13 protein-coding genes and 2 pseudogenes are annotated in these 19,434 nt (G+C 59.1%); 9 read left to right on the top strand and 6 right to left on the bottom strand.

The genetic code is table 11. The annotated features are described in order from the left end of the window. The first annotated feature begins 394 nt into the window (after window positions 1–394). The 9 genes and pseudogenes from M3436_01195 to M3436_01155 all read left to right on the top strand — a co-directional run bounded on the left by M3436_01195 (window position 395) and on the right by M3436_01155 (window position 11,964). Window positions 395–660: pseudogene (locus M3436_01195) on the top strand (IS1634 family transposase). Between the two features lie 17 nt (window positions 661–677). Beyond that, window positions 678–1,151: pseudogene (locus M3436_01190) on the top strand (TIR domain-containing protein). A 167-nt stretch (window positions 1,152–1,318) separates the two neighbouring features. Then, entirely contained in the window at window positions 1,319–2,971 is a 1,653-nt protein-coding gene (locus M3436_01185) for a M23 family metallopeptidase (GenBank protein MDQ3562794.1), read from the top strand. Window positions 2,972–2,991: 20 nt separating this feature from the next. Further along, the gene (locus tag M3436_01180) at window positions 2,992–3,480 is read left to right on the top strand and encodes a hypothetical protein (GenBank protein MDQ3562793.1); all 489 of its coding nucleotides are present in this window, start codon (window positions 2,992–2,994) and stop codon (window positions 3,478–3,480) included. Window positions 3,481–3,616: 136 nt separating this feature from the next. Then, a complete protein-coding gene (locus M3436_01175; GenBank protein MDQ3562792.1) occupies window positions 3,617–4,015 on the top strand; it encodes a response regulator in 399 nt (132 codons plus the stop codon). 24 nt (window positions 4,016–4,039) lie between these two features. Further along, entirely contained in the window at window positions 4,040–4,399 is a 360-nt protein-coding gene (locus M3436_01170; GenBank protein MDQ3562791.1) for a response regulator, read from the top strand. 4 nt (window positions 4,400–4,403) lie between these two features. Continuing rightward, window positions 4,404–4,934: a chemotaxis protein CheW gene (locus tag M3436_01165; GenBank protein MDQ3562790.1), complete on the top strand. Its 531-nt coding sequence runs from the start codon at window positions 4,404–4,406 to the stop codon at window positions 4,932–4,934. Window positions 4,935–5,007: 73 nt separating this feature from the next. Further along, complete coding sequence (locus M3436_01160; protein ID MDQ3562789.1) at window positions 5,008–7,101, top strand: methyl-accepting chemotaxis protein; 2,094 nt, start codon at window positions 5,008–5,010, stop codon at window positions 7,099–7,101. A gap of 24 nt (window positions 7,102–7,125) precedes the next feature. After that, window positions 7,126–11,964, top strand: a complete 4,839-nt coding sequence (locus tag M3436_01155) for an Hpt domain-containing protein (GenBank protein ID MDQ3562788.1) — start codon at window positions 7,126–7,128, stop codon at window positions 11,962–11,964. Between the two features lie 34 nt (window positions 11,965–11,998). Here M3436_01155 and M3436_01150 read toward each other — a convergent pair whose 3' ends face one another. The 6 genes from M3436_01150 to M3436_01125 all read right to left on the bottom strand — a co-directional run bounded on the left by M3436_01150 (window position 11,999) and on the right by M3436_01125 (window position 19,434). Then, on the bottom strand, window positions 11,999–13,306 hold the full coding sequence (locus M3436_01150; protein MDQ3562787.1) for a protein kinase: 1,308 nt from the start codon (window positions 13,304–13,306) through the stop codon (window positions 11,999–12,001). 147 nt (window positions 13,307–13,453) lie between these two features. Further along, window positions 13,454–14,902, bottom strand: coding sequence for an MFS transporter (locus M3436_01145; protein MDQ3562786.1), 1,449 nt, complete (start codon window positions 14,900–14,902; stop codon window positions 13,454–13,456). 31 nt (window positions 14,903–14,933) lie between these two features. Beyond that, window positions 14,934–16,316, bottom strand: a complete 1,383-nt coding sequence (locus M3436_01140) for a HAMP domain-containing histidine kinase (GenBank protein ID MDQ3562785.1) — start codon at window positions 16,314–16,316, stop codon at window positions 14,934–14,936. Beyond that, a complete protein-coding gene (locus M3436_01135) occupies window positions 16,303–16,980 on the bottom strand; it encodes a response regulator transcription factor (protein MDQ3562784.1) in 678 nt (225 codons plus the stop codon). Before M3436_01135 ends, M3436_01140 begins: the two co-directional genes overlap by 14 nt. A gap of 269 nt (window positions 16,981–17,249) precedes the next feature. After that, complete coding sequence (gene trpE / locus M3436_01130; GenBank protein ID MDQ3562783.1) at window positions 17,250–18,746, bottom strand: anthranilate synthase component I; 1,497 nt, start codon at window positions 18,744–18,746, stop codon at window positions 17,250–17,252. A 19-nt stretch (window positions 18,747–18,765) separates the two neighbouring features. Next, window positions 18,766–19,434, bottom strand: a complete 669-nt coding sequence (locus M3436_01125) for a phosphoglycolate phosphatase (protein MDQ3562782.1) — start codon at window positions 19,432–19,434, stop codon at window positions 18,766–18,768.

Genomic DNA, 19,434 nt, shown 5'->3' with positions numbered 1-19,434 from the left:
GGTCCTCAGACATCTGACCAAAACGACCCAAAAGCTTGGCTTTCAATTGATTCCCAATCCCCAATCGGCTTAAAAAATAACGCTATGTACCAGGCTATTCAAATGTGTTTCTTGAGAGAGAGAGTCAGGCTTTTTGTCCCGTATAATCCGCCACCCCGGCGCGTCGAGCGCGCCACCTTCAGATCCCAAGCGTAGCGCCTTCTCGAAGGCTAGGGCCTAAGCCTACCCGACGCCGATTGCGAATAAGCTTGGGTCGTTTTTTTGCGTGGTGGACTTCGTTGTGTGGGGAGGGTTATCGAAACCCGATACCATCCCCATCGGCATCCTCTTGGCCGGGATTCGGGTTTCCCCATCGCCGGAGCCTGTACCGAGCGAAGTCGAAGGAAGTGCTGCCGGGAACACCGCTGACAGGAGCACGCTCAAGATGTTCTTACAGAAGATCGAAACGCAATACGGGAAGGCCGAACGCATCTGGGTGATGGACCGCGGGATCCCCACCGAGGAGGTCCTCGAAGAAATGCGCGCGGCCGAACCGCCCGTCTACTACCTCGTCGGCACCCCCAAGGGCGGTTCGCATGGGTGATGTCGGCCGCGCCCAGGCGCTGCTTAAAGCAACCAGTCCAACGGGTCGATAAGGTGCAAACACGAGTTAGGCGTCTGAATCGGAGGCTTACGCTATGGGATTGCCGCGGACTTTTGTTGGCTTCAGCAGCACGGATATTCGGTACTACCGCTTGATGCAGGCGTGGGAAGAACATGAGCACATCGACTTCAGCTTCACGGACTGCCAGCTCGCATCAGAGCTCAAATCGGAAGACGAGAACTACATCAAGAGGAAGTGCGGAGAGCGCATCAACATGGCAGGTAAATACGTCCTGCTCATTGGCACTGACACACGCTCAAAGCACAAATATGTCCGCTGAGAAGCTGAGGTGGCGATCGAGAAGGGGTGCACCGTTATTGGCGTCAACCTCGACGGCTCAAGACGACTCGTCGAAGGTACATGTCCGCCGATCATCCACGATATCGGAGAGATCTTTGTTCCGTTTTCTGCAAAGCTCATCGCCCAAGCCCTTGAGCACTACCAAATGCACGACAGCAATTGGTATTACTACAAAGATGAGACTTACCGGCAACTCGGGTACGCCTAACCAGCAGCTGCAACCGACGCTGAACTGCAGCAGGCGCGTTCGCGTGCGTCAGCCGGATCACCGGTAAGGGGGAGATCGCTGCAACCGACGCTGAACTGCAGCAGGCGCGTTCGCGGGTTGGTTCTTTCGCGGCGCGGCTGAGCTGCGGCGTTGGGCGTAAAAGAAGCATGAGTACAATCAAGGCGTTCTTATCTGCACATAGGGACGCAATTAATGACCTTTTGAAAAAATCAGGATTCTACATGAATAAAGTAACTCACCGGTTGATTCTCACAACAATCTCTTGCAGCGTAGCCGCCACAATGGCTTTTGCTCAGACACCTGATGGTGTTCCGCCGTCCAGAGAAAATGCCTGCGAAGAGGCTGGTCTTACCGGAAACCTGCTTGGTCTTTGTAGAGCTTATTGGGAGGCAAATGACTGTGATGTTTTATCCAGCCCCAGCAACAATAAATCGTGCGATGCGATAGCAAGAAATTTTGCGCGCTTATCAGGAGGGCTTGATATTAAGGATATTTTTCTATCGTCGGGAAGTGGGGTAATAAAACCAGAAGGCGGAGAAGTCATCCTAGATGGTGTTGCGAAAGCAATTTTTCCGGCAGGAGCTTTCCCTTCCGACACTCAAGTAACAGTAACAACAAGTAGCACTGCTGAGGTCGCTGCTGCTTTCAATGAGTTTACGAGTATTTTCCGTCCTGCCAATCGACTAGCTTACGAAATTCGTATTAATACAGGATTGCAGCCTCCTGTTTCGGATACTGTTCGTGTGGAAATTGCGGTTCCCGACGATTTTCTCAACGCTGTTCCAGCAGATCATCAGATCGAGCTGTTTGCACAACTGCTGAGCGACGGCGGCGAAGAAACTATAGATTTGTTTGAGTTATTCGACGCTACGTTTGATGCGTCTACGAAAACAATTATTGCCGAATTACCCACTTCTATATTTTCTGATACAAGGAACAGCACTGGAGATTTCGAGGCGATAATTACCCTCGCTCCAACCCCGGGGGTCAACCGGACGGTGTCAGCGATTTCGCTACTATCATTCGATACTGTGCTTAGAGCATCTATTTCACCGGCAGCGACTGCATCGGAATGTAAAGCCGCGTCAATACAATGCCCATTGTCCATCGGTTGCACCGTGACTAGCCCATTTAATCCGGCACGAAAGCATCCTGTAACTGGGGAGGTCAAGCCTCATACAGGCGTGGATTACCGTGCCCCCAATGGCAGCGATGTAGTATCGGCCGCAGATGGAAACGTGGCGACATCGCAAACGGTAAGTGGCTACGGCGAAACGATAGTAATACGCCATACCGATGGCAGCGCAACCCTTTATGCACACCTTCAGCAACGTAATGTAGCTGTCGGTACTTCGGTAACCAAGGGCCAAAGTATCGCCATTTCGGATAACACTGGCACCTCGACTGGCCCACATCTGCATTTTGAATACGTCCCTAATGGACAGATTTTCAAGTCCAAGAATCGCATCGATCCTGATCCGTGCATTGATGCATTGGCCTCTGGAAGTATTACTGTACGAGATAACGGGTCCTTGGCCGACGATGCGTTCCAAGTGTTCTTGGACAATATTCTCATTGGGTCTACTGCTATAGGTGCATCAAACACCTTGGCAGTAAACAACCTAATACCAGGGAATCATCAGCTAAAAATAACGGCTATTATCGCTCCCGATAACGTGGGAACTTATGAAATAACACTAAACGACGGTCTCACTTTTTCAGGGGGCGGAACTTCAAACTCCGGTATCTTGGCTCAGGGATCGTCTGCAACATTCACTATCGTGGTTCCGCAACAGTAGCAGCGTAACACACGTTTTCCATGAATAACAAAGCACAATATTCAATGGTGTTAAAGCAGCGTTTCTCTCTGCGAAGCGCTGCGTTACTTCTTGCGATGTCCTGTTGGTCGGTATTTGTTGAACTGGGGCATGCTGCTGAACCTGCTACGACTCATCAGCTTAAATGTAGCCCAAAGACTTTCACACGTGATGATTTGCTAAATATAGAAATAGGGGTATCTCATCCTGGTGAACTTGCCATCGTTCGGCCTGATGGCGAGTATTTTTTTATAGCGCAACGAGTGCTTGGGAATTCGACAATAAAGGCCATTCCCAGCGATATATTTCGCAACATCGTGGCTTTACAAATTTCGCCTAAAACATTTGTTGCTCATCGCTGGCGAACTGGCGCGCCCGATTACGAACTGGTTTTTAATGGGATTGGAACCTATAAAGTGATTCTTGGAGAACCGCTGGAATCAGATATTGAAAGCAACACGCAAGTGTGTGAATTCACCTTGACAAAATAAAATGTCGATACCTGAGTCGTAATGTTCTGTGCTTCACCTTATGCCGCCGCCCAACAAAGCGCTCCAGCCGACGCTTTCCGCTACGCTCCAAGCGTCGGCTGAGCTATACGTATGAGCGAGGGATGAGAGGGCGCGAATGAGCACTGAGAAAATCCTTTCCGGGATCAAGGTGCTGGTGGCGGACGACAGCAACACGATCCGCCGCAGCGCCGACATCTTCCTCCGCAAGGCGGGTTGCGAAGTCGCTTACGGCGAAGACGGTTTCGACGCACTCGCCAAGATACCGGATTTTAAACCAGATCTTATCTTTGTGGATGTGATGATGCCAAAACTCGACGGCTATCAGGTCTGCGCCGTGGTCAAACAGCATCCCCGATTCAAAGCGACACCTGTCATCATGCTGACCAGCAAGGACAATGTCTTTGACCGCGCTCGCGCCAAGCTCCTAGGCGCCGATGAGTATATGACCAAGCCCTTTACTCGGGACAGCCTGCTGAATGCGGTGGCAACGTACGCATGCAGGACCGTGTCATGATCAGAATGCTTGCCGGACATGCCGATTAAAAATGTTCTCGTCGTGGACGATTCGCCCACTGACCGCGCGGTTCTGTCGGAAATTCTGACCAAGAATCACTATGCCGTCTTCATGGCCGAAAGCGGGGAAGAAGCCATCGCCCGTTCCAAGCAGTTGTTGCCCGATCTGATCCTGATGGACATCGTGATGCCCGGAATCAACGGTTTCCAGGCCACCCGCACGATCGTGAGAGATCAGGCAACGCAGCATATCCCCATCATCATCTGTACCACCAAGGGTCAAGAAACCGATAAGACTTGGGGATTGCGCCAGGGGGCGCGAGATTACCTGATCAAGCCGATCAACGCCGCCGAGTTGCTCGGCAAGATCCAAGCTCTGTCGTAAAGCCATGCTGGACCGGATAAGCTTGGTGGAGTTCCAGAAGCGGCTTGCGGTGCGCTTACAGAGCACGGTAAACACCGCGCCCGGTCGCTCGGCGCTCGGTATCCAAGCGGGCGAAGAATGTTGGGAGTGCGATTTACTCGATATTAGCGAAGTGTTACCGGTGCCCGCGCTGGTCGCCGTCCCCCACACCAAACCCTGGTTTCGGGGTCTTGCCCATGTCCGCGGTATTTTTTACAGCATTGTGGATCTAGCCGCGTTTCGCACGCAGGCAAGCATTACACCGATCACTGTGGAAAGCCGCATCATTCTCGCCAGTCCGAGGCTCACGGTACCTTTCGGTCTGCTGGTTTCCCGTGTGCTTGGACTGAGGCGGGTCGGGGAGGTCTCGCGTGATGCCGGCCAAGGCGACCAGTTTCCGTGGCATGCGGGGGAGCGTGTTGACGAAGTCGGGGTGTTGTGGCGAACGATCGATATGACTCGCTTGGCCGGCGATTCGGATTTCTATCAGGCGGCGAACCGAAGCGACCGCGCATGATCGGGCTCCAACACAAACAGGATCAAGGGACCTTTGCTAGGCCCTGTAGGACCATCTCGTGCAGGCGAATACTATGAGTGCTGAAGCGATTACCCTAAATTTACCGCCAGAGACTGAATGCGAGGATTCAAAGGCATCGCGTTTTCGATTCCGGCGCACCCGTCTGAACCGAGCGTACTGGATCAGCGGGATGCTGTTCGTGTTACCCGTCTGCGCCTTGATCTACCTCGTCAGCACCGATCTGAATGCGCGCATCGACCTTGCCGGGAAAGAAAGGATGGGAATCGAGTACCTCGTCCCTTTGCTCGAACTTGAGCGGAGCTTGCAAGTCTATCGAGCGTGGATGGCCGTCCCGGGCCGCGGTGGCACACGTGTGTCCGACCCTGAGTTTACAAAACCAATCGATGAAGCGCGCCAAGCGGTGAGCGCGGCCGACAAGCGCCTCGGAGCGATGTTGGGGGTCGGTCAGCTTTGGAGGCAAACGGAGGCCGACTGGCGCCGGATCATGAGCGGCCTTGTCGGCATGGACACCGCCGAACGCCAAGTCGCGACCGGCGCCCTTTTGATGCGGAGCGCCGCGCTGATTCGCGACGTGGCCGACCGATCGCATCTGACAATCGACCCAGACCCCGATACCTATTATCTTCAGGAAATTCTGACACGAAACATACCGGCGGCCGTGTATGGGATCACGGAGGCTTTGAATTCGGGCGTAGTTTCGATGCTCGCCGAGCAGTTGCAGGACAGCGTGAAACGCGCAACCGGCGTGGATGGGTCGTTTCGGCCTACAGTCCGGTCCACGGCCAAGGCTGCGCATGTCTCGCTTATCAATCTGGCAACTTTTGCACCGATGGATCCTCCGGTCTCCGGATCGGCCGCTGTGGTGCCGGGCGATGCTGCGGCAGCGAACGATACCGGCGTCGATTCTGGCGCCCGGAGCGACGCCATCGTCGGGGCCCTTGATAGTCTGTTAGCGCTCGCACGCGCGAGCGCCGCGGCCTTGGACGAGAGCTTGGCCGCCAGGATGACCGGTCTCAGGGCAACGCTATGGGCGCGCCTCGCGCTCGCTGCCGGGTTTTGCTTCCTCGCGATTTTAGCCTTAGGCGCGCTCTGCCGGGCTCAGCGACGGGCCGCGGCGGAACGCGATGGGGAAGCGCAGCGCGTGGTGTTTGAAAACAAGCGAAGCCAGCAGGCGATCCTGCTGCTCATAAATGAGCTTGGCGAGGTCGCCGGCGGCAACTTGGCGGCGCGGGCCACGGTAAGCGCGGAGATCACCGGGGCGATCGCGGACTCTATCAACGTGACGATTGAGGCGCTTCGTGATCTAGTCCAGGGCATCGACAAGGCATCGGCGCAAGTCAAGGCGTCCACGGAGCGTGGCCGTGCCATCGCCAACGTGCTGGCCGTCTCCACGACAGATCAGTCGGAGCAGATCAAACAAACCGCGTCCTCGGTACAGACGATGGCGCAGTCGATCGCGGAGGTATCGGAGAACGCCTCGCGTTGCGCGGACGTGGCCATGCTGTCGCTCAACGCCGCCAACGGCGGGGCCGAGGCCGTGCGTTCCACCATCGCTAACATGGATGAGATCCGCGCGCAGATCCAGGAGACGGCCAAGCGCATCAAGCGTCTCGGGGAGAGCTCGCAGGAGATCGGCGACATCGTCTCCCTCATCGATAACATTACCGAGCAAACCAATGTGCTCGCCTTGAACGCGGCGATCCAGGCGGCGGCCGCGGGCGAAGCCGGCCGCGGCTTCACGATCGTGGCCGAAGAGGTGCAACGCCTGGCCGAGCGTTCTACGAAAGCCACCAAGGAGATCGCCGCACGCGTCAAGAGCATTCAATCCGATACCGCCGATGCCGTGGTTGCCATGGAACAAAGCACCAACCAGGTAGTAGAAGGAACGAAACTATCCGTGACCGTCAATCAAGCACTCTTGGATATCCAGAACGTGACGCCGCGGCTCGCAAACCTGGTCCAGTCGATCTCGGTGGCAACGCAGAAGCAGACCGAAATCGCCGAACAAGTCTCGTTCGGGATGACCCAAATCCTGGAGGTTACGGATAAGACGACGGCCAGCGCCACGCAAATCGTAACCTCTGTCATCAAGCTCGGGGAAACCGCCCGCGCACTCCGCGGATCGGTGGCCAGATTCCAGTTGTAGTTGGATGGCGAGGCGGCGAATCCGATGATCAGGGGAGATTCCTTCGCACCCGGGCGGCTCGGAATTGTAACGAGGACGCTATGCGCGGAATTCACCCAGGTCAGGGAGGCCATCGGACGGTGCTCAAACGGCTTGCCCGATAACACGGCGTTGCGGCAAGTGGGGGCGAGGCTACGCCGGGTGACCGGGGTCCTTGAGATGGTCGGGGCACCGGTGCAGGCGCGTTTTCTCCTCGAGTTCGCCGAGATTGCCTTGAGCGGTGCATCGTCGGACGCGAAGGCCGCAGCCGTCGCAGCGGGATGCCTCGGTGCCGCGGTCAGCGAGCTTGGAACCGGTACCGCGACCACGCATCCGCTGCTGCAAGAGTTACAAGAGGAGCGGCCCGATAGCGACGACGCCGAGACATTGCTCAGGCACGGCCACGAGGCGTATCAGCGTGGGCTGCTAGGCTGGCTGCGCGACGGTTCCACGGGCATCGAATCGATGCATCAGGGTCTCGCTCGTGTCGCGCGCCTGCGGCCTGCACCCCATCGAAGCTTGTGGCGCTTGGCGGCGATATTCATTGAATGCCTGCGCCTGAGCATCATACCGGGAGACGTAAGCACCAAGAAACTTTGCGCACGCATTGAACAGCAGCTAAGACGCCTGCGCTCAGGGTCCTTAGCGGGCGACGCCCCGTTGCTCTGTGATATTCTGGCCCTGATCGCGATGCCCCCAACGGGCAGCGCCCGCTTACGCGAGGTCATCGTTCCATTCGGTTTAGGTTCGCTGCTGTCTATTACGGCAGAACAGCTTGCCGCTGGGGCGATCCCGGCACCCGGGAGAGGTGAGCTTCGCGAGGCGTTGCGGGCCGGGAAAAGCGCCTGGGCAGAGTTCTGTGAAGGCCGAAGCGAGGCTCTCGCGGAGTTCCGTGAACAGATTACACGGGCGGCGCAGAACACTCATTCGCTCGGCAACGTGCAGGGCCTCTTGCAAGCCATCTGCGCCTGCGCCTCGACCCCACGGTCGCCCGCCATGGCAGGATGGACGGTCGAGATCGCCGGTGCGCTGCTCGCGGCGGAGAACGCAAGCGAGCTTTCTCGCATCGGCCCGTCGATCGCCGCAGGGATCGAAGCTTTAACCACCCGTCTGTCCGCGGAACCCCATGCGGCCGATGGCATGGTGGTTTCCCCGATGTTTTGGCTTTCGGACTCGACCGCGCCAGCCGCGCACGAGGTGCTCGCACGGATCAAGCATGCCGAGCAGGTACTGGCGGAGTTTCTTGTCGATCGATCGAAAGCCGGTGAGCTTCACGCTCTCGGTCTGTCACTTTCCGCGTGCAGCGCGGTCTTGCGCATGCTCGGACTGGACCGGGCCGCGGATCTGGCGATTAAGATCCACGGCCAGGTTACCGAGCTTGCGCAACCCGACCTCCCCCTCACGGAGGAGCGGACGTGGCGTGCCGCGGAGGCTATCTGCAGCCTAGAACTCTATTGCCGAACGCTCGTAGAGCGATGCGGCAATGCCGATTTCCAGCGGCTCGATCTCTTGGGTTTACGGGACACCGAGGCGCCAATCACCGGCGCCGGCGTCCCAAAGCGCAAGGAGCTTCCATTCGCCAACGCGCCGGCGGAAGGCGAATCTCAAGCGCCACCGACGGCGAGCGTACGCGTTGCGGACGAGGCCGATGAGCTCTTGGCCGTATTCATCGAGGAGTCGGACGAGATCGTGGCGGCGCTTTCTCAGCACGTGCAACGTTGCCGCGAGACATTATCGGATCATGCGGCCTTGACCGAGATCCGGCGCGGCTTTCACACCCTCAAGGGTAGTAGCCGCATGATCGGGCTCACTGCGCTAAGCGCATCGGCGTGGGCCTTGGAGGATATGCTGAACTCGTGGCTGGAACTGCATAGACCGACAACGCCGGCGCTGTTGGATCTCCTCGTCCTGGCTCAGCAGCGGTTCGCGAAGTGGACGGGGGCACTCAAACGGGATGGCTGCGTTGATGCGGACAACGCGGAGTTACTGGCCGGCGCCGCGCGTATGAAAGGCAGCGATCTATGCGCGCTGGTGGCCGCAACCGCTACCCCGGCAATAATTTCGGACATCGTGGAGCCGGATATCGACATCGGTAGCGCGGCCGTTCCGGCTGCCCTATTCGCGATTTTCCAACGAGAGGCCGCGGAGCATCACCGGCGGTTAATGGGCCAAGTCGATAATCTCAGCAAGCACTCCGAGGCGGCGCTCGACGCTGAATTCGTACGGCCCGCGCATACCCTCGCGAGCATCAGCCGCGCCGTCGGGCTGCCGTACCTCGCGGATCTGGCGCATGCACTGGAGCAGTGGCTGGACACGCTGATCCGGCAATCCAAGCATCTCGACGAACCGGCCCGTGTTCTGATGCACAAGGCGCTGGCGCTCGTCGGCGACATGCTGGATGCGCTCCGGCAGCGGCAAGCGCCCTCCGGCGAAATAGTCTCTCAGGGGGCGGCGGTGAGCGGCGCAATCGTGTCCTTGGTAGAAGCAATGACCGCCAAGAGCCCAACCGGAAATGCAGCAGGAGGCTCGGTGGTCTGCAACACGACCACCGATCCGGCGCCGCTCATGCCGGGCCGACCGGTCGCGTCGCCCGTCGCGGCAATGCATGGGAACGAGGGCGCGGACGCGGAACTGTTGTCGGTGTTTGTCGAGGAAGGCGGGGAATGCATTGCCGCCATAGGCGCCGGGTTGCGCGCATGGAGAGCCGATCCGTCGGAGCGCGAGGCGCCGCAGGCTCTACGCCGGGTTCTGCACAATTTCAAAGGCAGTGCTCATACGGCGGGTGTCATGGACATCGGCGACCTCGTCCACCACCTCGAGGGGCGAGTGGAGGCCTTGACCGGCGCTCCGCCGGCTAGCGAATTTGACGATCTTGAGCATCGCTTCGATGTGGTGGCGGTTGCCATCGAGCGTCTTCGGGCCGATCTCGACCGGCGGCGCGATGTCCCGGGCAACGCCCCGCCGACAGCTGTGCCAGCGGGGCTAACGAGCACCATGCGTCCGCGCGTGCAGGCTCCGCCGAGCGCTTCCGGTGATTCGCTATTGAGAGTACGCGTGTACATGGTTGAGCGATTGCTGAATCAGGCGGGCGAAATCAGCATCGCGCGTTCGCTGGTCGAGGCCGAAATGGCGCAACTCAAGCGCGGCTTTGAAGATCTTCTGGGCGTTCTTACGCGCTTACGGGAACAGCAGCACGACATTGAAATCCAAACCGAAAGTCAGATTCATTCGCGTCTGCCCCAGCGCCAAGCGAGCACCGATGGATTCGATCCGCTGGAGCTGGATCGCTATACGCGCGTCCAGGAGATCGCGCGCATGATGGCCGAAAGCATCAGCGACAGCCGCATCCTGCACCAGCATTTGGACCAGAGTATAGAACGCATCGGCGCCGCCCTCGCCGAACAGGGGCGCATCACCCGGCAACACCATCAGGACCTCATGTGCGTTCGCGCGTTGGCATTGCGAAGCGTGGCGGACCGCCTCTACCGCGTCGTGCGGCAGGCCGCCCGCGAGGTCGGTAAGGACGCGGGTCTTGTGATTCACGGCGAGCACCTTGAATTCGATCGCGCTCTCTTAGACCAGCTCGTGGCGCCGCTCGAGCACCTCTTGCGAAACGCCGTTGTGCATGGCATCGAGAGCCCCGCTGTCCGCGTGCGGGCGGGCAAGCCCGAACACGGCAAGGTGGTTTTAACCGTCCGCCAGGCGCCGCCCGGCATCGTGATCACGGTATCCGATGACGGCGCGGGGCTCGATCCGGCGCGCCTACGCGCCAAGGCCGTGGAGAAGGGGCTGATCGGACAGGGCGCGCCGCTCAGCGATGAGGAAGCGATGCATCTCATCTTCTCTCCTGGGTTTTCGACCGCCGAAGTGGTAACCGGGCTCGCCGGCCGCGGTGTGGGCATGGATGCGGTGCTGGATGCTATCACCGCCGCGGGAGGCCGTATCGAGGTACGCTCTGAAGCAGGCGCCGGTGCCTGCTTTTCCTTGTTTCTGCCGGTCACCCACGGCATCGTGCATGCGGTCCTGGTGCGTGCCGGGAGCGCCCTCTATGCCATCCCCTCGGCCATGTTCGAGCAAGTTCTTGAAGCGCAGGCCGAGCATCGGGAAGGGAATGAGCATCGGCGCCCTTTTGTTCATGCTAGCCGCGAGTACCCGGCAGTCCATTATCTGCCCAGGCTCCTCGGTGATTCGGCGTGCGTGACGAGTGTCATGCGCCAACAGAAGCTCTTGCTTCTCCATGAGGGCGGCGCACACGCCGCGGTCTTGGTCGATGAGGTCATTGGTAACCGCGAGGTCATTATCAAGGGCGTGGGCCCGCAGCTCAGCGGGGTCCCGGGGATCCTCGGGGCGACAGCCCTGGGTGATGGGCGCAGCGTTCTAATTCTCAATCCAGTCCAGCTGGCGCATCGGAACGAGGCGGCGATCGCGGCGCAGCGCGCGGCCGATTCCGCCCGTGCCCGGGCACCGGGAGCGCCACTGGTCATGGTCGTGGACGATTCTCTGACCGTCCGAAAGTTCACGGAACGCTTGCTGTCACGATACGGTTACGAGGTCACGACCGCGCGCGATGGAATGGATGCCATGGAGCAAATGGCTGTCAGCCTGCCCGATGTGATCCTGCTCGACATAGAAATGCCGCGCATGGACGGATTCGATCTCGCCCGCAAGCTCAAGCAGAGCCCAAGAACGGCGCACGTGCCGCTCATTATGATTACCTCGCGCGCGGCGGAAAAACATCGCCGCCACGCCTTGGGTTTAGGGGTGGATGCCTTCCTAGGAAAGCCCTACGTAGAGCAACAGTTACTTGATCAAATCGCTGGTTTCGTACAGCGTCCCGCGGCATGATGGCGGACGCCCAGTCGGCGCCGGTACGCGCGGTTCAGGCTGCGGGGGGCACGAAGCTTCGATCGACCGCCTCGAGCACTTCGCTTGCGGATTGATAGCGCTCCTCGGGCCGCTTGGCGAGCAAGCGGTCGACTAAGGCTTGATAGGCCGCTAGTTGGGCTGGTAAACGCGGGATCGGCGCGTTTATGTGCTGGCGCAGCAAGGCGGCCCAATCCCGCGCAGTGAACGGCTTGGCGCCGGTGAGCATTTCATAAAGGATGGCGCCCGTGCTATAGAGATCGCTGCGGTGATCGCCCTGCCGCCCCTCGCATTGCTCGGGGCTCATGTAGTGGGGCGTACCGAGTAAGGTCTCCGTGCCCAAGACCGCTTGCTTGGGGTCTGTATCGAGCCGTGTGGAGATCCCAAAGTCGATCAGCGCTAAGCCGCCGTCGCTCCGGAACATGATGTTCTGCGGTTTTAGATCGTGGTGTACGATACCGTGGGCGTGTATGTCCCGGAGCGACATCAGAATCTCGTAAAATACGGCCATCGCCTCGTGGCGCGCGAACGCCCTGCTTTTGAGACGCTCCTTGAGCGCGCCGTGGCAGAAATACTCCATCACGATGTAGGCGTTCAAATCGGTGAATCCCTGATCGTAGATCTTGACCACGTAGCGGCTTTGGATGCTGGCGATCAGACCATACTCGCGTATAAATAGCGTGATGAACTGTTCATCCTCAAGCAGTTTTTCGTCCAGTACCTTCAAGGCCACCGTTGTCCCGGCCCGCAAGTGATTCGCCAGGAAGATGATGGACATGCCGCCTTTAGCGAGTTCCCGGATCACCCGGTAGCCGTCGATCTTGATGCGCGCGTGATCGCCGGAACCGGGTGGATCCGCGACCGTCGCGCTTGGAAGGAGTTCGACCCCGAGTTCGGACAGCAGCAGGGTTTTCTCCGAGTCCACGGCGGCTTCGGCCGAGGCTTCGCCCGCGATTTGCCGCTGCCGCACAGCGTTAATCGCCGCCGTCAGTCGCACCCCGGACACGTCCCTCCGCGACAGGCACGCCGCGGCGCCGAGGGCCACGGCCTGTGCTGCCGCTTCGCTGTCCTCGGGGTCGGTCAGGGCAATGATCGGCGGGCGCTCGGGAGAGGCAGGCGCCCCACGCAACCATTCCAAACCCTCGCTATGGCTCGCGCCACAGTCGAGCAGCACGAGGTCAACCCAGGGCCAAGGTGTGGGGGTTTTATCCTCCGAGCGAAATACCCAATCCTCTACCTCCACGTCTGGCCACTCGATTGCGAGCAACTGCGCGAGCAGCACGCGGAAATCCTCCGTATCGGAAACAATCAAGAAGCTTGGCATCGAGGAAGATCTTTCTTGAGTCAAAAAACGCCGTGAAGAGCTTTGATTCAGGTTTTGCCGTGTTATCGGCGAAGGAGTTGATTAATTCAACCAAACCACCCCACGGTGCGCCGATGAACCGCTCGTGCGTGTCGAACGCTCGAGGCATCAAGCGGCGGGCCTGATGCCGACGCGTTCCGGCTCGTCGCCCTGAAGATATCGCCGTAACGCGAACAGACCGAGGGGCGTGATAAGCGCCATGAGGCCGACGAGCAACCATAACGTTTCGCAATCGCGCGGGCCTGCCTCGGGACAATAGTTCCCGAGCAGAAACCCGGAGAGCATTCCGACGAAGAATTTTGCGATGAAAAACGGCAGGAAGGAGAGCGACATGTAGGAGGCCTCTTGGCCTTGCGGAGCGATCGCGGCCGTATACTCGTAGAGCTTCGGTGACCACAGCGCCTCCCCGAGGGAGAGGAAACAGACGAACAGGAAAATACCCATGTAGCGGGGATCCACGATTCCGGGGATCCCCAGCCAGGTGTGCACGATGAGATCGCCCACCCGGCTGGTGGCGAGCGGCTCGAAGATCGCGGGCGGTACGGCGATGAAAAATACCGAAAGCGCCGCGATGAGACTGCCGAAGCTGACCATGCGGTAGGCCGGTATCCCCTGCGTGAGCGCCCCGACCACCGGCACGAGCGCGATGATCATCACGGCGTTCAGAACCCCGAATAACTGACCGATCGGGGCGCCCGCGCCGAGCTCGCGGATGCCGTATTTGGGAAAGGTGTAGTACATGTGGTAGAAGATGAGACGCACGCCCACGACCAACGTTAAAAAGACGAGGAAACGATAGAACGCGGGTTGCTGCCAGAGCCCGGTAAAGAGGCGCATCGCTCGTCGTAGCGCATCGCGGTAGGCGAAGGCGGGGCGAGTCTCAAGAGCGCCGCTCCGGGCGCCCGCATCGGTGACCTCGATTTCATCCCGAAGACTAAGATATACCGCGATTAAGCCGATGCCGGACAAGACCACGCTTACGAGGAACAGCGTGCGATAGGTGCTCAGCGTGGCCTCGAGCAGTGGAAGTTTGTAGTTGCCGTATTCGCCGAGTTGCTGGCGTACCGCGTCGAAGATCCAGCCAGCGCCCGCGAACCCGACGTTCATCGCCGTATAGAATACCGAAAAGGCCATCGAGCGCTGGCGCGCCGTAGAGAAGCGCTTGACCGCGGCGACCATAACCGGTGTCAATAAGGCCTCACCCAGTGCCAGCGGCATGAGGCCGAGCGGGAGAGCGAGCCACGCTACCGTGGTAGAGGTCATGATAGCTCGTGAGAGCATGCTAATAGCGAAACCAAGCAGCAGAGCCCGGCGCAGACCGACGGCATCGACAAAGGATCCAACCAGCACGGTGAAAAGCGTCATGAGCGACGACCAGGCCGCGATGAGAAAGCCTGCTTCCGTATCGCTATAGCCTAGGTCCGCGGAGAGCCAGAGCACCAAGGTCATGTTCATCACGCTGTAGGCGAGGATCGCCAGCACCTTGCTTGCGAAGATAACCCATAGCTCCGGGACGGCGCCGCCCAATACGGTGAACTTTGCGAGGAAGGATCTCATGTTTTTCTGATTGGCCGTCTGAAAAGCCCTTTCAGACTCCGGCGGCCGTGGGGAAAATCACATCGACGCGCAGACCCGGCGCGTTATCGCTGAGCCTCAGTTCCGCCTCGTGCAGTTGTGCGACCGCCGCGACGAGGCTCAAACCTAAGCCGCTGCCAGAGGTCGTGCGGCTGGCTTCGAGGCGCACGAAACGCTGTAGAACGCGCTCACGATCCTCGGGGGAGACGCCCGGTCCGGTGTCCGCTACGGTGACCGTGGCGCGTTGCCCCTCGGCCCAAACCGTCAGGCCGATAGCGCCGCCTCGCGGCGTATACTTAATCGCGTTGTCGATGAGATTGGCGACGGCATGGGAGAGTAACTCGCGGTGTCCCGGGATATGAGCATTCGCCGTGGCATCCATGGATAAGCGTAACCCGCGCTCTTCTGCCAGAGGCTGATATAAGTCCGCAACGTCGCGGGCAACGGCAGACAGATCGACCCGCTCCATATCAATTGCAAGCGTGCCCGCCTCGGCCTGGGCAATATGCAGCAAAGTGTTCACGGTGTGATGCAGGCGCTCGGTTTCCGTCAAGGCCGTGTCGAGAGCCTGCCGATAGGAATCGATGCTAGGAGGATTGCTAAAGGACAGTTCTACGTGGCTGCGAAGGCGCGTGATGGGGCCCCGCAGATCATGTGCCACGCTGTCGATGACGGTTCGCATTCCCGTGCTCAGGTGCTCGATCTGATTGAGCATTTGATTGACACTTTCCGCTACGCGATCGAATTCATCGCCGATCCCTTGCACCGGTAAGCGCTGGCTCAGATCGCCTCGAATGATGCTATGGGTGGTACGGGCGATCGCGTCCACACGCCCGAGAATATTGCGGCCGGTAAGGATGCCCCCGATGCCGCTGAGCACGACGAATATCGCGAGCGAGGCGACGAGGAATACCGTAAGCGTACCTTGAAAATCAACCCGATCTTCAATATCCCGGCCGACGAGCAAGCGATGGCTGTCGGCGAGATCGAAGATCTTCGCGCGCGCCGCGTGCATCACGGGACCCGACGCTTCCGGGATTTCCACGCCAAACTGGATCCATTCGTCCGCGTTTGAGTCAATCGTGGGCCAGAGGGCGAGATTCCCGGCCACCGGCCGATGGTAAACATCGATCAGCAGGTACAGCTCCCCCGTCTGGGTATCGCCGTTCAAGCGTTCAGTGATGACCCGCGCCAATCCACTGAGTCCTAGCCGCGCGTACTGCTCCGCCAGCCCTCGGTAATCTGCTTCGATCGTGGCGTTTGTTTCTCGATCGATGAACGCCACGGTCGCATCGTGAATGAACAGGAGCAGCACGCCGGCCGATGCCGCGAAGGCGGCCATGTTGGCGACCGACAGCCGGAACAGTGTGGTCTGGAGTAGCCTAAGTGTCTTCACGCAAGGAATAACCCGCGCCCCGGATCGTGTGCAACAGCGGTGTCGCGAAGCCTTTGTCTATTTTTTGGCGCAGGCGGCTGATATGTACGTCAATGACGTTTGTTTGCGGGTCGAAGTGGTAGTCCCAGACGCCATCCAAGAGCATCGTTCGTGTCACCACCTGACCTGCGTGACGCAGCAAATACTCGAGGAGGCGAAATTCCCGCGCTTGTAAATCGATCCTGCGACCCGCGCGCGTGACGGTGCGCGTCAGCAGATCCATTTCCAAGTCCGCGAATCCCAGCTTGGTCGTAGGCACCGCGGACTGACCGCGTCTTAGCAGCGCCTCGATACGCGCGAGCAACTCCGAAAACGCATACGGTTTGGTCATGTAATCATCGCCGCCCGCACGCAAGCCGCGCACACGGTCATCGATCTGCGCCAGCGCGCTGAGGATGAGGACGGGCACTTTCTTTCCTTGTGCCCGTAGGGCCTCAATTACCGCGAGACCGTTTAAACCCGGGAGCATACGATCGACGATCAGTAAATCGAAGTCTTCGCTCGTGGCCAAGAACAGTCCGTCGCGCCCCTCGGATGCGTGTTCGATGGTATAGCCGCCTTCACGCAAGCCTTTCGTCAGGTACGCCGCAGTGTCGCGATCGTCTTCGATGAGGAGAATACGCATATCAAGAAGAGCTCGGCGTTTGGTATTATGATCGCGAAGACCGTTAGTTAACGGCGCTAATGCATGGTGTTGATGTAGGTTGCCACCCTTGGCGAGAAGGCGTTAGGTCCGGGAGCAAGATTACAAAAATTTAATCAATCGTTAATCTACAGGAAAGGGCGGAAGTATTATCTTGCTCCCAGCCTCGTAGTTTTGAATATCTCCTGTGTCGGGAGGCCGGGCAACCGGTCTCCCGATTTTTTTTGGTCGTTGCCCGAACCAACGCCACCTTATGATTTCCCAGATTTTGTTTTGTTGAGGCCCGCTTCTGCCATCGCCACCGCGCTAAAAATGGCGCGGCCTTTATTGAGGGTTTCTTCCCATTCCAGGGCCGGTTGGGAATCGGCGACAATCCCGGCACCGACCTGGACGTGCAACATGCCGTTTTTGATCAATGCAGTACGTATCGCGATCGCTAGATCCATGTTACCGCTCCAGGATAGGTAGCCGACGGCCCCCGCATAAACCCCACGCTTCACCGGTTCTAGCTCGTCGATGATTTCCATCGCCCTTACCTTGGGTGCGCCGCTCACGGTGCCGGCCGGAAAGGTCGCCCGCAGTACGTCAATGGGGCTTTCGTGGGTGTCGAGCCGGCCCGTGACGTTTGATACGATATGCATGACGTGCGAGTAGCGTTCGATCATCATTCGATCCGTGACCTGCACCGTCCCGATCCGCGCCACTCGTCCGATGTCATTGCGCCCGAGGTCGATGAGCATGAGGTGCTCCGCAAGCTCCTTAGGATCGCGCAAGAGCTCCTGCTCGAGCGCGAGATCTTCCTCTGAATCGCGGCCTCGGCGCCGGGTCCCGGCAATCGGCCGGACCGTGACGGTACCGTCATCCAAGCGCACCAGGATCTCTGGCGAGGATCCGACAATAAAGAAATCGCCGAGGTTCAAAAAATAGAGGTAGGGGGAAGGATTGAGGCAGCGCAGGGCGCGGTAGAGATCAGTGGCGCGGGCGTGAAAAGGCACCGACAGGCGCTGAGACAAGGCCACCTGCATCACGTCGCCTTCGAGGATATAGTCCTTGATGCGATGGACGGCGGCCTCAAATTTCTGGCGTTCAAAGCTTGAAAGAAAATCCTTTTCGAGCACGGTTCTTGGCGCCGCTGGAAGGCTCGAACTCATCTGACCGCCGGTCAAACCGCGGACGAGTTCATCGATGCGTTCTTGCGCGCGTTCGAGGGCGAGCGGTTGCGATGGATCGGCATGGACAATCAGAGAGAGTTTGCCGCGCAGGTTATCGAAAACCAAAATCTCCTCGGATACCATCAAGAGAATATCCGGGCAATCGAGCGGATCGGGCTTGCGCGTGTTGCCGATGCGCTGCTCGACGTAACGCACGGTGTCGTAGCCGAAGTAGCCGACGAGCCCGCCGCTGAATCGCGGTAGGCCGTGGACTTGCGGAACGCGAAAGCGCGCGCGAAATTGGTCGATCCATCCCAGGGGGTCCGCGGTGATCGTCTGCTCCACCATTTCGCCGTCCGTTTCCACCTTCACTCCATGACCATTCACGCGCACTACCGTCCGCGCCGGCAGCCCGATGAAGGAGTAACGGCCCCATTGTTCGCCGCCTTGCACGGATTCAAATAGATAAGAATGCGCTCTATCCCCGAGCTTAAAGTAAGCGCTGAGCGGGGTATCCAGATCCGCGAGGATTTCTCGCATCACGGGGATCCGCGTATAGCCGTCCTTTGCTAAGCGGGTAAAATCGTTGGGATCCATCGTCCTTCGCGAGCCGCCGTTAGATCAAAGTTACCAGCTCGGCCAACGAGTCAACGATGGCATCCGGTCGAGTGTCCGCAATGTCTTCGCCGTTATTGTATCCGTAGCGCACGCAGACCACCGAAAACCCGGCCGCACGGGCGGCTGTTACGTCGTTGACCGAATCCCCGACCATTAGACTTCTTCCCGCGGCGACCCCGGTTGCGTTCGCGACGTGTAAAAGAGGCAGCGGGTCGGGTTTCTTGGCGGCCAAGCTGTCGCCGCCAACCACGACCGCGAAATTCTCGAAGATCCCCAATGATTTCAGAAGTGGTTGCGTGAACCGCTCGCGTTTATTGGTGACACAACCAAGCTTGCGGTTCGTTGCGAGGAGATAATCGAGCCCTTCGCGTACGCCTGGGTACAGGCGGCTTCGCCGGCATGTGTTCTGCCCATAAATATCCGAGAAGAGCGCAACGGCAGTTTGGAAAAGTGCTTCCTCGGGTTCGGCATACAGATCTCCCGTGAGAGCGCGTTTAACCAAGCGTTCCGCCCCGCTCCCGATCCAGGTCTTTACCCGATCCTCGCCTTGCGGCGGCAGTCCCAACTGGATCAGCATCGCGTCGATGCTGTAAGCGAGGTCGGGGGCGCTATCGACCAGCGTGCCGTCGAGATCCAGCACCACCAGCTCCGGTTTCGGTAAAGACAT

The organism is Pseudomonadota bacterium (genome assembly GCA_030859565.1).
Lineage (GTDB): Bacteria > Pseudomonadota > Gammaproteobacteria > JACCXJ01 > JACCXJ01 > USCg-Taylor.
This window is presented reverse-complemented; position numbering and strand designations above follow the sequence as displayed.

Excerpts from the sequence above, each read along its gene's own strand:
- trpE (MDQ3562783.1), bottom strand. The coding sequence starts at position 18,746 with ATGGATCCCAACGATTTTACCCGCTTAGCAAAGGACGGCTATACGCGG.
- M3436_01145 (MDQ3562786.1), bottom strand. The coding sequence starts at position 14,902 with ATGAGATCCTTCCTCGCAAAGTTCACCGTATTGGGCGGCGCCGTCCCG.
- M3436_01165 (MDQ3562790.1), top strand. The coding sequence starts at position 4,404 with ATGCTGGACCGGATAAGCTTGGTGGAGTTCCAGAAGCGGCTTGCGGTG.
- M3436_01160 (MDQ3562789.1), top strand. The coding sequence starts at position 5,008 with ATGAGTGCTGAAGCGATTACCCTAAATTTACCGCCAGAGACTGAATGC.
- M3436_01155 (MDQ3562788.1), top strand. The coding sequence starts at position 7,126 with ATGATCAGGGGAGATTCCTTCGCACCCGGGCGGCTCGGAATTGTAACG.
- M3436_01135 (MDQ3562784.1), bottom strand. The coding sequence starts at position 16,980 with ATGCGTATTCTCCTCATCGAAGACGATCGCGACACTGCGGCGTACCTG.
- M3436_01175 (MDQ3562792.1), top strand. The coding sequence starts at position 3,617 with ATGAGCACTGAGAAAATCCTTTCCGGGATCAAGGTGCTGGTGGCGGAC.
- M3436_01185 (MDQ3562794.1), top strand. The coding sequence starts at position 1,319 with ATGAGTACAATCAAGGCGTTCTTATCTGCACATAGGGACGCAATTAAT.
- M3436_01150 (MDQ3562787.1), bottom strand. The coding sequence starts at position 13,306 with ATGCCAAGCTTCTTGATTGTTTCCGATACGGAGGATTTCCGCGTGCTG.
- M3436_01125 (MDQ3562782.1), bottom strand. The coding sequence starts at position 19,434 with ATGTCTTTACCGAAACCGGAGCTGGTGGTGCTGGATCTCGACGGCACG.
- M3436_01180 (MDQ3562793.1), top strand. The coding sequence starts at position 2,992 with ATGAATAACAAAGCACAATATTCAATGGTGTTAAAGCAGCGTTTCTCT.